This is a genomic window from Ruegeria sp. F5 (genome assembly GCF_056533845.1).
Genome location: NZ_JBQFOU010000013.1, coordinates 26,807 through 44,293, shown reverse-complemented (window position 1 = coordinate 44,293; position 17,487 = coordinate 26,807). Strand labels below are relative to the sequence as shown.

Here is a 17,487-nt window from a genome sequence, read left to right as displayed (position 1 = left end):
AAATTGGCAGGCACAGAGGACGGTGTGACAAAATTCGGTTAGAAACACTGATGCCCTGTTAAGGAACCCAAACAATGATCGCATACATTACCGTTGGCGCAGACGACATAAGGCTTGCGGAACGCTTTTATTCGGCCTTCCTGCCAGATCTGGGATATCGGCTGGAGTACTATCATGGTGATCTGAGCTATGCGCTACCTGCGAAACCAGGACAAACACCAAACCTACCTGAGTTCTATGTCAAATCCCCATTCGATGGGTCGCAGGCTTCGGCTGGAAACGGGACAATGATTGCGTTTGAGGCACGCAATCAACAACAGGTTCGCGACCTTCATTCCGCCGCTGTTGAGGCTGGCGGATCGGACGAGGGTGCACCGGGCTTCCGAGAGCTTTATGGGCCAAACTTCTTCGTTGCATACTTGCGCGACCCTCACGGCAACAAGATCGCAATATTCTCGAGCGATCAGAACGAACCGGGACGGGATGGATGACAGCGACAGTTATGAAGGTGATAAACGTCAGAATGCCGCCTTGGCTAAGGTCGCAAATATTGTTATGCCTCAATCACGGTCGGCAGACACCGAGGCGTCGCTGCTCCTTTCGGAGAGCTAAACCTGCCATAAAGATCTAACGGCATAGCACCCATTCACTCAGATGAGAGCGCCGTTTCGTCAAGCCAGCGACCGACGATCCAGCACTGGCGCTCGATTTGGATGACCCATGCCTAAACTTCAATTGCCGCTATATTCGGACGACCTGACTGGCTTTGTGCGCTCTCTGTCCAAACAGTTGGGCGACGCAAGCCCTTCGCATCTCGTGCTCATGAACATGGCTGCGCGTGCCGCAGGCTTTCAAAACCTACAACATATGCGTACGGTTCATGCAGCCGGGCAAAGGCTTGGGCGCTCAGTTGGCGAGCGGCCTTTGGATGCGCGGGCTGTAGAGCGCGCCCTAAATCAATTCGATGTTGTTGGTCGCCTCATTCAGTGGCCGTCCAAACGCAATGTGCAGACGCTTGCTCTCTGGGCGCTTTGGGCGAGACTGCCTGCGGCACAGCCTATGCCAGAGCGTGAGGTGAACGAGCGCCTGACCCTGCACCACCTCTTTGAAGACCCGGCAACCCTGCGCCGAACAATGGTTTCCTGCGGGCTTCTTACTCGCCGCAACGACGGAACAGATTACCGGCGCATCGAACAGGAACCGCCAGCGGAGGCCAAAGCGCTGATCAAAGCTCTGGGTCTGCGGTGCTGGGCAAATTCGCAAAGTGCGAAAGAGGTGCGCCATGCATAAGGGCTCGTGCCTCTGCGGCGCCGTGCGGATCGAAGTGAACGGTGACCTGCCGCGCCCCACGGCTTGCCACTGCCAGCAATGTCGCAAGCATTCTGGTCACTACGAAGCTTCCATAGATATTACCCGGACGGCACTTCGGGTAGAAGGAAAAGCCGCTGTGCAATGGTACCATTCATCCGAAAAGGTCCGGCGTGGCTTTTGCAGAATTTGTGGGTCGACATTGTTCTGGGATCCGATCCACCATGACTGGACGGCTGTTGCCATGGGTGCACTTGATGGCCCAACGAACACCTCGCTAGCGATGCATATCTTCGTGTCAGAAAAAGGCGACTATTACGAAATCGAAGATGGTCTTCCACAGAACGAACACTAGCGCGGGCTGCGGCATAGGTGGATAAGTCGGATGATTGGTTTGGTCGTCAAGCCGCCTTCCGCCAGCTCCGATCGGGCTCCTGGAGAAACAAGGACCGTAGTCAAATGATCCGCTGATTGAGTTCATTGGGATCGTCTACGTCGACTTTCCAAAAACTCCTGAGCAGCTTTCGGTAACCTCGCCAATACGCGCTCAAAATCGCTGGCTTTGTACAACGACGGATCGCCCATGCGGTTGCCTCAATTGCGTTATTCGGAGTCAAGTTGTGATGCTTACGAACGTTCTTGGCCTCGGCCAGTAAGTCTTTGCATGGCTTGAATGGTGCCGGCGGCTCGGAGACATTCCATCCTGCGACAAAAACTGCCCTCACTGTCTTTGCCCCCTAAAATTGGGCCACTACTTTGGCCGAGAAGGGGGAACAAGGGATGGCTCGGAAGCGATACTCGGACGAAGACATTCTGAAGCTGCTGCGTGAGATTGAACTGAAGCTGGCAGATGGCGACGATGTTCGGACAGCCTGTCGTGGTGTCGGTGTCAGCGATGCGACCTACTACAATTGGCGGCGTCGGTTCGGTGGCATGGGCAAGTCGCAACTGTCGGAGTTGCGCAGCTTGGAGAAAGAAAATACCCGGCTGAAGAAGAATGAGCCCTTTGTCCGCCATTGGTCCGAGGACAATGGGCGAATGCCGAACTGGAACTGGACAAGCTGATCCTCAAAGAAAGTCTGAACTACCTAAAACCGAGGGTCCGACGACGAGCTAACTTCGTCAGGCCGTCATTCATGCTCGCCAGAAGCTCGGCACATCAGAGCGTCGCACCTGCAAGGTGGTCGGCCTAGCAGCTTTCATGGGCTCTCTGGTTAGTGGTCTGGGCGGTTTTGGCGGCTCATTTATCATCGTCATCGTCCTGACGCCGGTTGTTGGGGCCAAAGCGGTGATCCCCTTGATCAGCGTTTATGCGATTTGCGCGAACCTTTCTCGGGTCGTCGTCTATCGCAAAACGATCGCCTGGAAACCAGCCATCCAGTTCACACTGGCTTCGCTGCCCGGTATTTTTCTGGGCGCTAGTTTCCTGAAAGAAGTGCCCGAACAGGTTTTTTTGGGCTTTATGGGTGCGATCCTGATACTTATTCTTCCTGCTCGGCGATTTCTAAAGAGAACGTCATTTGAGCCGGGGTTAAAAACTGTTCTCAGCCTTGGTTTTTCCTTCGGTTTCATGAGCGGAACTGCCGCCGGGTCGGGCATGCTGGTCATCGCGTTTTTCAACAGTATCGGCCTCAGCGGACCGTTGCTGTTGGGAACGGACGCCGTCATCGGTTTATTCAACGCTGTGACGCGCCCGGGGACATTCTACGGATTTGGTTTGTTAGACAAAAACCTGATACTTCTGGGCCTATTCATGGGTTTGATTACTATCCCAGGAACTTGGCTGGCCAGTCGTTTGGTCCACAAGATGGGCGCGCGCATCCACAACTATCTTATAGAAGCCCTAATCGCAGTGTCAGGAGTGTTGTTTGTCGTACGAGCTTTCACTGTCGGCCCGTGAGACCGGTGGTTCTCGCCAAATAGGAGAATTTTGGGAAGCCGATGAAGTCCGCAAAGCCGTTGTTAGGTCAACTTACTATGAAAGCCCGCGTTGAGCCCAAACTGCGTAGCGCCACGTCATAGGCAAAGTTTTTCTTTTGCGATCAAGCAACGCGCAACGAAGTAGGTCTTCCAACCTCCGCCGCGATTTCTTTAAGCAGTGCGCGAGCAGTGTCACTTCGGCTCTTGGGAATAGAGCGCGCGACGTAGGCAATCGCCGGAGGCTCGGGAAAGATACCTTCCATAACCTCTAGGTCTGAAGACAAATGCAGGCCGTTCATCAGTGCTACGCCAAGCCCTGCGCGCGCTGCCGCAAGAATGCCAGAGACGCTCGGGCATTCGAGCACAGCGTCGAACTGGTGCCCCAGTACGGTGCCGTGTGATTGCGCCCAATGCTTGAAAAAACAGTTTTCATCGAAGGCGAGGAACGGCACAGGCGCGTCCGGCTTTAGCGGCAGGTCATGTGACTTGATCCAATGCAGCCGATCCTCGTAGAGCACGATGTCGTCGCGGCGAACCTCATCTCTCAAAACCTGAATGACCGCGATATCGATATCGCCCGCTGACAACCAATCCAACAAAGTCAGGCTCTGGCCTATCCTTGTGTTTACCTTGGTGTCGGGATGCAAACGCGTGAACCGCCCGAGAATACGGGCCACGTCTCCACCAGTCGTGTCTTCGGTCATTCCCAAACGAATGGTGCCAACCATAGGTTTCTTGCCTAGCGCGGCCAGAGCTTCGTCATGTAAATCCATCATCCGCCGCGCATATTCTAACAAACGCGTTCCAGCTTCCGTGAATAAGGGCCCACCGGCACGTCGTGCCAACAGTTCACAATCCAACACTGTTTCAAGCCGCTTGATTTTATGGCTCACCGCAGGTTGCGACAACGCCAGATGTTCAGCGGCGCGTGTAACGCCACCGTGGGCAGAGATTGCAACCAAAGCACGCAGGCCTTCAATATCGAGCCGCTCAGTCATTCGAAAATTCGATCATGTTATGACAATCATTCATTTGATGTATTGACTAGCAAAGGGCTAAGGCTGGGAAAAGTAGAAAATGGAGTTTCCCTCATGGCCCACTTTGTTGATCAAGATGTTCTCATCAACGGCACACGCATTACGCACGGCGTGCATGGACGCGGAGCCCCCGTGGTTCTTCTCCACGGCACGCCTTCCTCTTCCTACATCTGGCGTAATATCCTGCCGACGTTGGTTGAATCCGGCTACAAGGTTCACGTGTATGACTTGCTCGGTTACGGGTTGTCTGAGCGCCCGCAAAACCCAAGCGTCGACACATCCGTGACAGGTCAGGTGCCGATCCTTGAGGGACTGCTGGAGGTTTGGGGGCTCGAAGACGCCCACATTGTTGCGCACGACATCGGCGGCGGCGTTGCTCAGAGATTTGGTATTCGATGCCCTAAACGGATGCGAAGCTTGACTATGATCGACGTAGTCAGCTTTGATAGCTGGCCCTCCAAGCGGACAAGTGAACAGATGCAAGTCGGGCTTGATAAGCTGATCAAGGCAAGTGACGCGGACCACCGCGAACACTTCCGAGACTGGCTCTATTCGACGGTCCAGAACAAGGAACGTTTGGCAGAAACGTCGATGGAGACTTACCTCGATTTCATCTGCGGGCCGGTCGGACAGAGTAGTTTCTTCCAGCATCAAGTGATGCACTATGATCCCAAGCACACTGACGAGATTGCACCGCGATATGCCGAGCTTGGGCAAAAACCGGTGCAACTCATTTGGGGGGCAGATGATGCGTGGCAGGTCGTTGACTGGGCGAACAGATTGCATGCAGCAATTCCCGGGTCAGAGCTGCATGTCCTGGAAAATTGCGGCCACTTCTCGATGGAGGATCAGCCCCAAAAAATCTCTGCGTTGCTAGTCGAATTTCTCGGCCGGAATTCGTGACGCAAAAGAAATATTGCTGCCGTACCATAAATGAGGGTGGACGGTAGCTTCGTCCGCAAGCTTGCGTTTGGCTTACACCGAATTCGGCTCTTGCAGCGAAGGTCTGCAATGCGGACTGCAGGCGCAGCATTCGGCTGTCATGCTCATGGTCGGCTTTGGGCCGCCCTGAACCGTACGGGTAGCCACCGGTGACCTCGATCACCAGCCTTAAGCACCCAACTCGTCATCTTCCGGAGAACTTCCTATACTGTTCGCAAATGTGGTGCGAGGGATCGGTTTGGTTCAGGAGATGCTTCAACGTCGGCTGGCGGCCATCGTCGCGATCGACATGGTCGGCTACAGCCGCCTCGTTCAATTGGACGAGGCTGGCACCTTGGCGCGCCAAAAGGCGATCCGTACCGATCTGATTGACCCCGCGGTGCGGAGCTTCGGGGGGCGAATTGTCAAGACGACGGGCGACGGTGCGCTGCTTGAGTTCGCAAGTGTGGTCAGCGCCGTCGAATGGGCCGTCGCTGTGCAGCGCGAGATGCCCGACCTCGAAGTGGACATTCCCGAAGACCGCCGCATCGCTTACCGGATCGGTATCAATCTCGGCGAGATCGTGCATGATGGCGACGACATCTTCGGTGACGGGGTGAATATCGCGTCCCGCCTGGAAGGTTGCGCTGACCCCGGAGGAATCTGCATATCCGAACCGGTCTTTCTGAACGTCCGCGGTAAGCTCGATCTCGGCTTCGCGGATCTTGGCCCGCAACAAGTCAAGAACATACAGGATCCAATCACAGCCTTTGCGGTGCTTCCAAACCCCGAAGATGCCGGTACCGTTGTCACGGCCCGCCGCATGCCCAAGCCGACCCTGCGCTTTGGGGCGGTGGCGCTCGCCTTGGTGCTTCTTGCTGCGGGATATCTCGCCTGGAATTGGCTGGCACCGCCCGAGCCTAGGGGCGACCGCCTGCTGATCCTTCCATTCGCTGTTGCCACGGCCGCGGACCGGCAACTTGCCGACGCTGCGACCGAGGATTTCATCGCTTCGCTGTCGCGGGTTGAGGGGTTGGAAACCGTCCCGCACTCCGTTTCCATCGGATATAAGGGCATCGCACCCGAACCTGGTGATATCGGTTTGGACGCCGGTACACGTTACGTGCTCGACGGAATGGCGGCCCGCTTGGACGACCGGATTGAGCTGGCTGTAAGGCTCAGGGATTTCGGTGATGCCGGCGCGGTAATCTGGGACGAAAGCGCTGGCGGGGCACCTGATGAATTCTTCGATCTTTTGGCCGGACTCAAACAAAGGGCCATCGCCGAACTCGTAGGCCCCGTGTCGGCACGTGAACGCTCCGTGTTGCAGGCTCCGGGCACGAAGGATGTAAGCGCGTTCCTCGCCTATGCCGAAGCCGAAAGGTTCCTCGCCAGCGGGAACTTTTTCGAACTGGAAAAATCTCTACCTCTCTACGAGCGCGCGATCGAGCAGGATCCCGATTTTCTGGCCGCGCATGCAGGTTACGCCACCGTGAACTTCATCATCTGGAGCCGCAGCTACAACACCATCCGATATACCCTCGATGCGCTCAAGGAAGCGGAACAAACGGTTCGCCAAATCCTCGACATAGATGATACATATCCGGATGCGCTCGGGCTTCAGATCGGCATCAAAATCGAAAAACGCCAATGGAACGCTGCCCTGACCGAGGCCCGGGGTGCGGTCTTCCTGCAACCTGATGAACCCCGGTTGCGGTACGTGTTGGGCCAGGCTCTTCTTGCGGCCGGGCTCTATGACGAAGCGCGCACAGAATTCACGGCTTACGAAGACCTTTCGCCCCGGCTCAATGCATCGGAAATGCGAGAGCTTGCCTTTCATCGCCTTCTTCTGGACGAGGTCGACCTGGCGCTTGCGCTCCTGGACCGCGTCCCGCCCGAAGAAAGCGACCGGATCGATCAGTATATTTTTGCGGCGGCGGCACATGCCCGGAACGGGGATATCGAGATCGGGAAACAGTTCATGGACCTGTTTCTGAAGGAAACGGTCTGGAACAACCTCCTTTGGCAAAAGGGTTACTTTGGACGGTACTCGGATCCGGCCCTTTACGAGGTTTGGGCTGAAGCGCTCGCGGCCGTCGGAATGCCAGCCTCGCCATTCGATTTCGAGAAGGGGCGGGAAGCCGACAGATTGGGGCATGACGAATTGGTCGCGCTCTTCTCGGATGAGTACGAAGAAATTGTCGACACCGGCCCCTTCGGTACGCCCTACCGGCAGGATCACCCGTCCAAGGGGGTGACCGTTATGTTTTTCGGCTGGATGGATGGCCAGCCAATCACGTCGCGTTGGGCGATCCGGGACGGTCAGTACTGCCACCGCACGAAGGCGGTCCATGTCAACCGCGAAGAGTGTAACAACGTCTACATCGATCGGGAAAAATCGACGGACGCAGTCAAATACGTCGCGAATGTCTATTCCTTCGGTGTATTCGAGTCCGAATTCCGGCGCCGGGTAGACTAGGCGGCGCTACGCATATTTTGCATGGTCCTGTGCAAAGTAAAGTTGCTGTGACTTCATCCAGGTTCTTACTTTGCGCTTGCCGCGAATGTCCGCGAAGCGGGCTGCACTCGCGGCATTCCAGGACCCTGGCCAAGGTCTGATCTGGGCCGATGCGGGGCAGGGACCCATGCTGCGCTGCATCCGAGGTCTGGAATGAGCCGAGGCTGTCCGCCGTGGGGTGAACAATAGTGAGCAGAGTTCGCGACAACTGCTTTTTTTGGATCTCTCACCGAAATGTAGGGCCCATGAAACGACAAACTGGTCGGTGTATTACCTCGAAAGGTCGTTTTTGTCCTTTGGTAGCGACCAGTAGTCCTGATGATCAAGTGAACGGCCGTGCGACTTGGGTTTTCGTTTAGTGTGCAAGATCGGAGCGGCACCCGAAACTTGACCTGTTCGGATTAAGAATCTTTGAAAAACCAATTGGGAGGACAGAAATGAACGACCGCAGACCCCTTAAGAAATTTGGGTGGTACTTGGCACCCGCCGCGCTTGTGCTGTCCATAACGGCGGGGGTTTCCAGAGCGCAGGAGACCACTAATGAAGTTCAAACAGCTGCGCAACCGGCCCAACCGATCACCTTTACTTCGTGGACCGGTCCCTACATGCGAAGTCAGATGCTGGGCTTTGTACGGCCATATGAGACCGAGAAAAACACGCGGGTGCATGTTGCGCATTACAATGGAGGAATATCGGAAATCCGCGATCAGGTCGAAAGCGCCAACGTGATTTGGGATGTGGTTGATCTGACGCAAGCAGACTCGCTGAGGGCTTGCAATGAAGGTTTGCTGGAAGACTTGTCAAACATCGAACTGCCGAATGGGGCTGATGGCACACCGTTTCGCGAGGATTTCGTCGAGGGCGCGCTGAACGATTGCGGCGTAGGCGTCATCGTCTGGGGCACCGCTTATGCCTTTAGCAACACGGCTTTTGGCGACAACCCACCCGCCAGTATCGTTGACTTTTTCGACACAGAAACATTTCCGGGCCCACGTGCCATTCGCAATGACCCGACCGTAATCATGGAATGGGCCCTGATGGCCGATGGTGTGCCGCGCGAAGAGGTCTATCCGACGCTGGAATCCGAAGACGGCGTGGAACGGGCCCTGGCTAAGATGGATGACATCAAATCCGGCCTTCAGATCTGGGAGACCGGCCGTGAGCCGGTGCGCATGCTCAATGGCGGGGAGGTCACTATGTCATCGATCTGGGCCACGACAGGGGCGACTGCGTCACAAGAAGACGGGGCCGATTTCACCGTCAACATGGACGGTCGGGTGATCGAGCTGGATCTCTTCGGCATCCCGAAAGGCAGCCAGAATAAGGAGGCGGCGATCGATTTCATCCGCTTTGCCAGCAGTTCGCAGTCGCTCGCCGACATGGTGGGTTACCTGCCCAATGGACCGACCCGCAAATCGTCCATTGCGCTGTTGTCCGAAGATGTGTTGGAGCGCATCCCCAATGGCCCAGCCTATGATGGCAAGCTCTTTATCATGTCGGATGCCGATTGGTGGTCCAACCACCACGCAAGGCTCGAAGAGGCCTTTCAGTCCTGGCTGGCCGGGTCCGCGCGCCAGGGCGCTGCCGGATCAACACGGTAAGCGCAGGCAGCAGGGAAACGAGGTATAAAAATGACTGACCAAACAACACAAAGACCTGAAAACCTTGTCGCCAATTCCGGGCTGTTCAAGGGTATGAATCCGCTGATGGGCATCGCCTCGATGGTAATGATCCTAGGGTTCGTGATCTTCACCATCCGCGATGTCGAGGCCTCGAGCGCCATCTTCGCATCCGGCAAGGACTTTATCATAGGCAGCCTAGACTGGTTCTACGTGCTGGTGGTCAACGCGGCCCTTTTCTTCGTGCTCTGGCTAATGATCAGCCGGTTCGGCCATGTGAAACTGGGCAAGGACGAGGACGAACCTGATTTTTCGACCTTTTCCTGGATCTGCATGCTGTTCAGCGCGGGGCTGGGATCGGGCCTGATCTATTGGGGCGTCGCAGAGCCGATGTTTCACGTTCAGGGTAGCCCGTTCCTGGATCGCGGCGGGATTGAACCCGGTTCTGTCGATGCAGCCATCTCGGCAGTCACGATCACCAACTTCCACTGGGGCTTCCATGGCTGGGCGCTCTATGTGCTTGTGGGTCTAAGCCTGGCCTATTTCGCCTATCGCCACGGTTTGCCGCTGACTCTGCGCACTGCGCTCTATCCGGTACTCAAGGAGAGGATTTACGGCCCTTGGGGTCACCTGGTCGATCTGATCGGCGTCTTTGGCACGATCTTTGGCCTGGCCACCTCGCTTGGCCTTGGCGTCACGCCGATTGCGGCAGGGCTTGAAGACCTCGGGTGGATGGCCAACACCCAGACCAACCAGTTGATCCTTGTGGCCATCATCACCTGCATGGGCACGGCCTCGGCCGCATCTGGCGTGGGCAAAGGCGTGCGGATCCTGTCAGAAACCAACGTTATGGCCAGCGTCTTCCTCTTGATCCTGTTCATCGTGCTCGGGCCAACCGCGTTCCTGTTAGGGATCACTCTATCTGGATTTGGTGACTACCTTTGGACGGTTATCCCAATGGGATTCTGGATCAATGGGGAGCCCGATAACCAGTGGCAGAGCTGGTGGACGATCTTCTACTGGGGCTGGTGGATTGCATGGTGTCCGTTTGTGGGTCTCTTCATCGCACGCGTCTCAAAAGGGCGCACCATCAAGCAGTTCTGCTATTGCGTTCTGTTGATCCCGACTTCGGTCGTGATGCTGTGGATGGGAGTTTTTGGTGGTGCTGCTGCCGGCGTTGATCTCTTCTATGACGCTGGCGTGGTCGAGGCGGTCAACAACGACTACGCCGCGGGCGTCTTCGCGACGGTCAAAGGCTTTGGTTATACTTGGTTGACCTACCCGATCACGGTCCTGATCACGGTCCTGCTGATCTCGTGGTTCGTGACCTCGTCGGATTCTGGCACGCTGGTGATGTGCACGATGCTATCGATGGGTGATGAGCACCCACCAGTCAAGTTTCGCGTCTTTTGGGGCCTCACTGCTGGGATTGTTGCGGGTGTGCTGATGCTGGCTGGAGGCCTGAGCGCCCTGCAAACGGCATCAATCGTGGCGGGTCTACCAATCGCAATCATCCTTCTCTTCATGATCTACGGCATCGTCGTGTCGCTGCACGAAGAACACCCGCTGCCCGATGTCGAGGACAAATACGACCTGGAATTCCTTAACCGATAGCCAGTGGAGCCAGGCGCAAAAAAGAATGGCGGCTGCGGTCGCCCTTCTTTTTTTGATAATTCGAGGTCTTTGTGAGCAGCTTCATCTGACTGGTCCAAATTGATTTTCAGTGCACGTTTGGCCTTGGTTCCAGCCGCACGATAGCTTGCCGCTAAGCCGTCAGTGAGTGGTTTTGGTAAGTGCCGCGCTCGCAGCGAAAGTCTGGTTCGGTGAAGTTGCATTGCGGTGTGGGCGGACCCGATGAATGGCAGGTTTGGGCCGAAGGTGCTTCTAGAGGCTCAGAACTAGTTTAGCTTCTTTACAGCGAAGGTAGGGTAACCGGTTTACGTTCACACATCTTCGAAGTTTGATGGCCAAACCTCGATCTATGGATCGAAATTGACGATCTAAATCAAGCGAACGGATTGGCCAATTGTTTCAGGCTGGAGTAAATGCCTTTCGTGCGCATATGCTCGGCGAGTGTCTGCAATCCATTTTCGTATCCAAGCCCCGACTGTTTGAAACCTCCATACCCAAAGCCGACAGGCAGATCGAGCACTGTGTTGATCCAGATGGTTCCAGCATCCAACCGACGCGCAACTTTATGCCCGCGCGCCATGTCTTTGCTTACAATAGCGGCGCACAATCCGTAGATCGTATCATTGGCCCGCCCCACGGCTTCGTCGAGAGTGTCATAGGTAAGGACAGCCATGACGGGGCCAAAGATATCTTCACGGACGGCACGCATTTCATCATGACAACCTGCAAGGACTGTTGGTTCGTAAAAATTACCGAGTGGCAGCTCGGGTACATCGGCGAACCGGCCACCGCAAATGATCTCGGCCCCATCCTTTTTTGCATTGGTGACATATGAATGCACCTTGTCTCGGTGATCTGGAGAAATCAGCGCGCCCATATGCGTTTTTGGGTCGAGGGGGTCGCCGACACGGATCCCAGCAACGGCTTTGCGTACACGGTTCAGAAACTGCGCTTCCAGTGAATGCGGCACGAAAACCCGTGTGGTATTGCCGCAGATTTCGCCATTGGAAAGGAAATTTCCTTGTGCAGCTATGAAAGCCGCCTGGTCGATATCTGCATCCTCTAGAACGATCAGTGGAGACTTGCCGCCAAGCTCCAGCGAAGTGACGTTAACTTCAGAACTAGCGGCCTCCAAGATGCGCCGTCCAGTCGGGATACTTCCCGTCATCGCGACGTGATCAATATCCGGATGGCTTACCAAAGCTTGGCCAACTGCACCTGCGCCCAAGACGACGTTGAACGCACCTACCGGCAATCCCGCTTCGGTCAGTATTTCCGCAAGGACCAAACTTGAAAGCGGTGTTAGTTCAGATGGCTTAAGGACAACTGCGTTACCCGCCGCCAATGCGGGAGCAGCCTTCCATGCCGAAATTTGTAACGGATAGTTCCAGGCGCCGATTGCAGCGCAAACCCCAAGAGGTTCGTATCTAAAATGTGCAATTCCGTCGGGAAAATCCTGGGATCGTCCCTCAAGCGTCATGGCAGCGGCAGCGAAGTATTCGAAACCCTGCGCGGCAGTTTCAATATCTATCGGACCGATTTCAGATATCGGCCGACCTGTCTCGGCAACTTCCAGTTCGGCCAGCGCCGCGCGCTTGTTGCGAAGAAGTGCGGCAGCTCGATGAAGGATCGAGGCGCGCTCAGCGACAGACACAGCAGCCCATCCAACCTGCGCCTGACGCGCGGCTTTCACTGCTTGGTCGACACAGGCAGGCGTGGCCTCGCCGACCTCGGCGATCGTCCGACCGGTGCAAGGGTTACTTGACGCGAATGTCTTACCAATTGCCGGTAAAAATCCCCCTTGTACGTATGAGGAAAGCCCCGTTGGTTTCAGCATCTTTAGTCCTTTTGAGGTGTTCTAAGGCCAACTTGGGCATCCACGTAATCACCGCACGATCTGTTAGGTGAAGCCCCACTTATACTGGTGGTGATCCCAGGTGATGTGCCGGCCCACACCCTTGAGTCCTGGCTTGAAGTGATTATAAACCGCCCGCCAGTAGGGCTGTATGATTACGCCATCCTCTTGCATCAAGACTTGGATATCCTTCATCACCTCACGTCGCTTGTCAGCATCTGCAATCGACATAGCCTTATCCAGTAGGCCGTCGAACTCGGAGCTTGCGTACCCCGTTTCATTCCAGGCGACACCGCCGCGATAACCGGCGGCAAGCACTTGAACGCCAAGCGGTTCATGGTTCCACTGGGTTGCTGAAAATGGGAAGGAATTCCAACCATTCCAATAGGTACTGCCTGGCAGGACTGTTCGCTTGACTTTGATCCCAGCATCTCGCAACTGCGCCGCAACTGCATCACACGTATCCTTCTGCCAGACTTCCTCATGGCTGATCAGTTCATGCTCAAAATCTTCTAGCCCAGCTGCAGCCATTAATTCTCGCGCCTTTGCCTTATCGACAGTGGCAGCTGGCATTTCAGCATATTCCGGGTGCATCGGGCCAACATGGTGGTTTTCCGCGACCGAGCCGCGTCCACTGATCCCTAGTTCCAGTAGAACCGAATTGTCGACCGCCAAGGCGAGAGCGCGACGCACATTCGGATCTGCATAGAGTGCCTTGCCGTCGATCTCGGATTGTTGGTGCGGGCGGATTACAAGGGTATTGGCTGTCACAACTTCAGCCCGTTCAAAACCAATGCCATCCAGCACGTCAATGAAATCGCCGGTCGTTTCGTCCAGCACATCGACCTCATCCGCTTCCATCGCGGCCACCCAAGAAGCTGCATCCTGACCAAAATCAATGTACTCAATCCTGTCCAGGTACGGTCCACCATATACTTCGGTGCCCCACCAGGTGTGATCTAAGTTTCGGCTCAGGACGGCCTTTTGGCCAACCTCCAGCATTTCCATCAGAAAGGGCCCCGTGCCGACGTTGTTGAGGTAGTCGTCAGAGAAGCTTTCATGAACTACCTGTGCCGGAAAGATTGTGGTGCTGGCGATGATGGCTATGTCTGGTTGTGATAGTTTCAGCTTCAAATTCAAATCGTCTATTACTTCAACAGCGTCCGGGCGCATCTTTCCGGTGTCTTCATCAGTCATAGCGCCAAATCGCGAGGCCATTGAATTGCCTTCGACCGTGTTGTCGCACCAGCGTTCAAAGTTACGCGCTACATCATTTGCCGTGAACGCATCGCCATTGTTCCAGGTCACGCCCGGGCGAACTTTCAGCATGTACTCAGTGGCGTCGTCGTTCGCTTCCCAACCTTCCAGAAGCATGCCCCGAAAGCTGCCGTCATTCTGATATTCAACAAGGTATTCTAACGTTCCACGGGAAAAGTTGGACATCTGGATCCAGTCGTAAAGCCGCGGATCCTTGAGCGCTTGAACGCTCATCTGGTGCCTCAAGACACCGCCTTGCTTCGGAGGCTCGTCGGCCAAAACCGGTTGCGACACTCCGATCAAGCCATATGCAGCAGTCGCTGATATCCCAAGCGCCGTAACTCGTGTAAGGAATTCCCGCCGATCCAGCTTACCTGATCGGTACTCTTCGGCGTACATATTCGCTGCCGGATGGGGTTTAGATTTTAGTTGGGCCATCGGACTCTCCCTTTTCATAGGGTTGCGGAAGGCTGGGGTTGCGGTGTCAACATCGGGCCTCCCTTGATATGATCTGCGGCCTTTTCACCGATCATGATGCACGGAGCATTCAGGTTACCGCTTGTGATTGACGGAATGATTGAAGCGTCTGCAACACGAAGCCCTTCTAGCCCGTGGACTCTGGTCTCGGGGTCGGTGACCGACATGGTATCCATTCCCATCCGACAGGTTCCGCACGGGTGGTAGGCGCTTTCAACGTTGGCTAGGATCGCTTCATCGATTTCCTGTGAGTTTTTGGCTTCTGCAAAGGGGGCTGCGGCTTTTTTTCGGAAGGGAGCGAGGCTGGGTTGCTCACCGATCTCACGTGCTTGCTCAAGACAAGTGCGCAATTCGGTGAGGTCCCTGGAGTCTGTCAGATAACGAAAATTGAGAGCAAGTTCGGCGCGGGGATCGCTTGAGGTCAGCCGCACCTCACCGCGGCTGCCGGCACGCAATGTACCGACACAGAGGCAGAAACCTCCTTCGCTTGAATAGATGTTCATGCCGTTTAGGAAGAAAGGGAAGAAATGGTATTGGATATCCGGATGAGCAACATTTGAACCAGACTTTGTGAAAGCTCCCACTTCGACTGCATTAGTCGCGCATATGCCATTCCTGAAGGCGATCCACTGCGCGCCCGCGGCGACCTTTCGTATCGGATTGGCGTATCGGTTCAATGACCTTGACGGTGAGCCAGTCCATTGCACATGCAGCTCAAGGTGATCTTGTAGGTTTTGCCCGACGCCAGGCAAATCGGAGATAACATTGATCCCGTGATCCCGCAGGTGATCCGCCGGTCCAATTCCAGACCGCATAAGTATCGCCGGTGACCCAAAGGCTCCCGCAGACAAAATTATTTCACCGTTGCAGGAAACAGTTTCGACTTGTCCTTTGCGCTCAACCTCGACACCAGTAGCGCTGTGATTATCGAACAGAATTCTATGGACCAATGCTCCGGTCATCACCTCGAGATTGGAGTGCGGTTTGCCCCCACGCAAATACGCATGGGCGGTGCTTGCCCTTTTGCCCCGGCTAATAGAAGCGTCGAAACTGCCAAAACCTTCCTGTTTCGGACCGTTGAAATCTTCTGAAAGACCAAATCCCGCTTCCTGACCAGCAGCGAGGAAAGCGCTATTCACCTCCATGCCCATATCCTGCGGTCCAGTTGCTACTGGCCCCGACCCACCGCGCCATTCGGATTCTCCCCGACTGTGGGTTTCAAGCTTCTTGAAATAGGGAAGCACTTCGGCGTGGCTCCAGCCGATAGCACCTTCCGTTGCCCAACGGTCGTAGTCGGCAGGATGACCACGCAAAAACGCCATGCCATTTATCAGTGAGGAGCCACCAACACCGCGCCCTCGCGGGTGATACACACGGCGTCCGCAGAGCTTTGACTGCGGTGTGGAGCTAAGCGCCCAGTTGAAAGGCCCCCCCGCATAGTTGACGTAGTAGGCCAATGGCATTGCCGTTGACCAATGCCGCGCCGGCGGGCCCGCTTCGATCAGCAGGACACTGGCTTCGCGATTTTCAGCAAGTCGAGAGGCCACTACACAGCCAGAGGAGCCGGCACCGACGACGATATAATCGTAGGCGGCCACGCTAAACGCTTTTGCTGATCAGATTAATTTTTTGAGTCGACATGCCCATACCCTCCTGAACCCGGTCTTCATTTGGCGTGCGAACTACGCTTGGTCCGCATCGACCAATGGACAGAATCCTCGCTTACTTGGGATTGTCATACGATCGTATGATTCGAGTCAATAAATTTCATACGATCGTATGATTTCGAGAATGACCCGGAAAAAAGTAAAGTTTTCATTAATTTATTTGGGGAGATCGTCTGCGGACTCACAGCATCCGACGAATGCTCTCGACCACCAGGTTGCGAGCGCGCTCGGGAGGCATCAGATCGGGTTCCACCTGCGACCGAAGCCAAAGGCCGTCTGCTAGTGCCATTAGCGAGGCGCTGAAAGTCGCAGGGTCCACATCTTGTCCCGTCTCGAGGTTGTGTTTGTGAATTTCATCCCGAAGTGCCTTACGCCAGGTGGCATAGGCCTTATGACAAACCACTCTAAGCTCTTCGTCGTGCAAAGAGGCCACTGAAAAGGCGATCCAGGAGCGAACGCTGCGGTGATCGAAATTGGGTGGGACAAACATCGATACAGTCATATTGACGATCCGTTCCTCGGGCGTACATCCACCCTGTGAGAAAAAGATATCGTTCCATTCTTCAAGCAAGTGTTCGTAAGCAGCGACAAGCAAGGCGCTCTTAGTGGCGAACCAATAGGTTACCATCCCACGTGAAACGCCGGCGATTTCCGTCACGGTCGACACCGACGTATCGCACAACCCCCGTGTCTCGATTGACGTAAGTACGGCCTCAATCAAGTGTTGGCGTTGTTCGGTGACGGGTTTTGCTTTCATGTCTTTTGACTAGAACAAAAGGGACTGTCAGGTCGATAGGGACTTCACCTTGGAGGCATCGGGAAATTTGGCGACTGTTTAACTTGTCCAAATACGAAATGTGTCTCCAAGCTGCCGATCCCCTCTATCCGGGTCAGCCTATCGCGGACGAACCCTTCGTAATCCTTGAAGGACTGACACATGACTTGAAGTAGGTAATCGTGCCCACCGGACATCAGGTAACAAGCAATGACCTCATCCAAGCGAGCCACGCCTCTCTCGAATGTAGTGATCGTCGCTTCGTTTTGACGCTCCAACCTGATCTGGACAAAGGCCATCACGGCGAGACCGTAGGCCTCGGGATCAATTACGGCGGAATAACCCTGAATAACACCCGACTTTTCCAGTTCTCTAACCCGTCGAAGGCAGGGTGTAGGCGAAAGGTTGACCCGCTCGCTTAATTCCTGATTCGTTACGCGCGCATTTATCTGAAGCTCGCGGAGGATTTTATAATCTGTCGAATCCATGTTTCTTTATAGC

15 protein-coding genes are annotated in these 17,487 nt (G+C 55.2%); 9 read left to right on the top strand and 6 right to left on the bottom strand.

Features of this window, described 5'->3' with window-relative positions:
• Positions 1 to 74: 74 nt before the first annotated feature.
• The 5 genes from ACR0K1_RS18125 (at position 75) to ACR0K1_RS18105 (ending at position 3,208) form a co-directional block, all read left to right on the top strand.
• Positions 75 to 491 carry a VOC family protein gene (locus ACR0K1_RS18125; protein ID WP_480851424.1) on the top strand — a complete coding sequence of 139 codons (417 nt, stop codon included), beginning with the start codon at positions 75 to 77 and terminating at the stop codon, positions 489 to 491.
• 229 nt (positions 492 to 720) lie between these two features.
• Positions 721 to 1,290, top strand: a complete 570-nt coding sequence (locus ACR0K1_RS18120; protein WP_480851423.1) for a DUF2087 domain-containing protein — start codon at positions 721 to 723, stop codon at positions 1,288 to 1,290.
• Positions 1,283 to 1,663, top strand: coding sequence for a GFA family protein (locus ACR0K1_RS18115; protein WP_480615835.1), 381 nt, complete (start codon positions 1,283 to 1,285; stop codon positions 1,661 to 1,663). The genes ACR0K1_RS18120 and ACR0K1_RS18115 overlap by 8 nt, the downstream gene beginning before the upstream one ends.
• A gap of 425 nt (positions 1,664 to 2,088) precedes the next feature.
• Positions 2,089 to 2,373 (top strand): transposase, encoded by a 285-nt coding sequence (locus tag ACR0K1_RS18110; protein ID WP_480851422.1) that lies wholly within the window; start codon positions 2,089 to 2,091, stop codon positions 2,371 to 2,373.
• A gap of 136 nt (positions 2,374 to 2,509) precedes the next feature.
• Entirely contained in the window at positions 2,510 to 3,208 is a 699-nt protein-coding gene (locus tag ACR0K1_RS18105; protein ID WP_480851421.1) for a sulfite exporter TauE/SafE family protein, read from the top strand.
• Positions 3,209 to 3,350: 142 nt separating this feature from the next.
• Here the strand turns inward: ACR0K1_RS18105 and ACR0K1_RS18100 are convergent, their stop codons facing one another.
• The gene (locus ACR0K1_RS18100) at positions 3,351 to 4,226 is read right to left on the bottom strand and encodes a LysR family transcriptional regulator (RefSeq protein WP_480851420.1); all 876 of its coding nucleotides are present in this window, start codon (positions 4,224 to 4,226) and stop codon (positions 3,351 to 3,353) included.
• Between the two features lie 93 nt (positions 4,227 to 4,319).
• Here ACR0K1_RS18100 and ACR0K1_RS18095 point away from each other — a divergent pair, with 93 nt between their 5' ends.
• From ACR0K1_RS18095 to ACR0K1_RS18080, 4 genes are all read left to right on the top strand, one after another.
• The gene (locus tag ACR0K1_RS18095) at positions 4,320 to 5,168 is read left to right on the top strand and encodes an alpha/beta fold hydrolase (RefSeq protein ID WP_480851419.1); all 849 of its coding nucleotides are present in this window, start codon (positions 4,320 to 4,322) and stop codon (positions 5,166 to 5,168) included.
• Between the two features lie 277 nt (positions 5,169 to 5,445).
• On the top strand, positions 5,446 to 7,665 hold the full coding sequence (locus ACR0K1_RS18090) for a tetratricopeptide repeat protein (RefSeq protein ID WP_480851418.1): 2,220 nt from the start codon (positions 5,446 to 5,448) through the stop codon (positions 7,663 to 7,665).
• 656 nt (positions 7,666 to 8,321) lie between these two features.
• Complete coding sequence (locus ACR0K1_RS18085) at positions 8,322 to 9,305, top strand: extracellular solute-binding protein (protein WP_480851417.1); 984 nt, start codon at positions 8,322 to 8,324, stop codon at positions 9,303 to 9,305.
• Between the two features lie 30 nt (positions 9,306 to 9,335).
• Positions 9,336 to 10,937: a BCCT family transporter gene (locus tag ACR0K1_RS18080; RefSeq protein WP_480615819.1), complete on the top strand. Its 1,602-nt coding sequence runs from the start codon at positions 9,336 to 9,338 to the stop codon at positions 10,935 to 10,937.
• 391 nt (positions 10,938 to 11,328) lie between these two features.
• Here ACR0K1_RS18080 and betB read toward each other — a convergent pair whose 3' ends face one another.
• The 5 genes from betB to ACR0K1_RS18055 all read right to left on the bottom strand — a co-directional run bounded on the left by betB (position 11,329) and on the right by ACR0K1_RS18055 (position 17,474).
• Positions 11,329 to 12,792, bottom strand: a complete 1,464-nt coding sequence (betB, locus tag ACR0K1_RS18075; protein ID WP_480851416.1) for a betaine-aldehyde dehydrogenase — start codon at positions 12,790 to 12,792, stop codon at positions 11,329 to 11,331.
• Positions 12,793 to 12,855: 63 nt separating this feature from the next.
• Entirely contained in the window at positions 12,856 to 14,505 is a 1,650-nt protein-coding gene (locus ACR0K1_RS18070) for an ABC transporter substrate-binding protein (protein ID WP_480851415.1), read from the bottom strand.
• Positions 14,506 to 14,519: 14 nt separating this feature from the next.
• Positions 14,520 to 16,142, bottom strand: coding sequence for a choline dehydrogenase (locus ACR0K1_RS18065; RefSeq protein WP_480851414.1), 1,623 nt, complete (start codon positions 16,140 to 16,142; stop codon positions 14,520 to 14,522).
• 250 nt (positions 16,143 to 16,392) lie between these two features.
• Positions 16,393 to 16,968 (bottom strand): TetR/AcrR family transcriptional regulator, encoded by a 576-nt coding sequence (locus ACR0K1_RS18060; protein ID WP_480851413.1) that lies wholly within the window; start codon positions 16,966 to 16,968, stop codon positions 16,393 to 16,395.
• A gap of 44 nt (positions 16,969 to 17,012) precedes the next feature.
• Positions 17,013 to 17,474 carry an Lrp/AsnC family transcriptional regulator gene (locus ACR0K1_RS18055; protein ID WP_480615810.1) on the bottom strand — a complete coding sequence of 154 codons (462 nt, stop codon included), beginning with the start codon at positions 17,472 to 17,474 and terminating at the stop codon, positions 17,013 to 17,015.
• Positions 17,475 to 17,487: the final 13 nt, after the last annotated feature.

Coding starts and splice junctions, on each gene's coding strand:
- ACR0K1_RS18125 (WP_480851424.1), top strand. CDS start 75: ATGATCGCATACATTACCGTTGGCGCAGACGACATAAGGCTTGCGGAA.
- ACR0K1_RS18120 (WP_480851423.1), top strand. CDS start 721: ATGCCTAAACTTCAATTGCCGCTATATTCGGACGACCTGACTGGCTTT.
- ACR0K1_RS18115 (WP_480615835.1), top strand. CDS start 1,283: ATGCATAAGGGCTCGTGCCTCTGCGGCGCCGTGCGGATCGAAGTGAAC.
- ACR0K1_RS18110 (WP_480851422.1), top strand. CDS start 2,089: ATGGCTCGGAAGCGATACTCGGACGAAGACATTCTGAAGCTGCTGCGT.
- ACR0K1_RS18105 (WP_480851421.1), top strand. CDS start 2,510: ATGGGCTCTCTGGTTAGTGGTCTGGGCGGTTTTGGCGGCTCATTTATC.
- ACR0K1_RS18100 (WP_480851420.1), bottom strand. CDS start 4,226: ATGACTGAGCGGCTCGATATTGAAGGCCTGCGTGCTTTGGTTGCAATC.
- ACR0K1_RS18095 (WP_480851419.1), top strand. CDS start 4,320: ATGGCCCACTTTGTTGATCAAGATGTTCTCATCAACGGCACACGCATT.
- ACR0K1_RS18085 (WP_480851417.1), top strand. CDS start 8,322: ATGCTGGGCTTTGTACGGCCATATGAGACCGAGAAAAACACGCGGGTG.
- ACR0K1_RS18080 (WP_480615819.1), top strand. CDS start 9,336: ATGACTGACCAAACAACACAAAGACCTGAAAACCTTGTCGCCAATTCC.
- betB (WP_480851416.1), bottom strand. CDS start 12,792: ATGCTGAAACCAACGGGGCTTTCCTCATACGTACAAGGGGGATTTTTA.
- ACR0K1_RS18070 (WP_480851415.1), bottom strand. CDS start 14,505: ATGGCCCAACTAAAATCTAAACCCCATCCGGCAGCGAATATGTACGCC.
- ACR0K1_RS18060 (WP_480851413.1), bottom strand. CDS start 16,968: ATGAAAGCAAAACCCGTCACCGAACAACGCCAACACTTGATTGAGGCC.
- ACR0K1_RS18055 (WP_480615810.1), bottom strand. CDS start 17,474: ATGGATTCGACAGATTATAAAATCCTCCGCGAGCTTCAGATAAATGCG.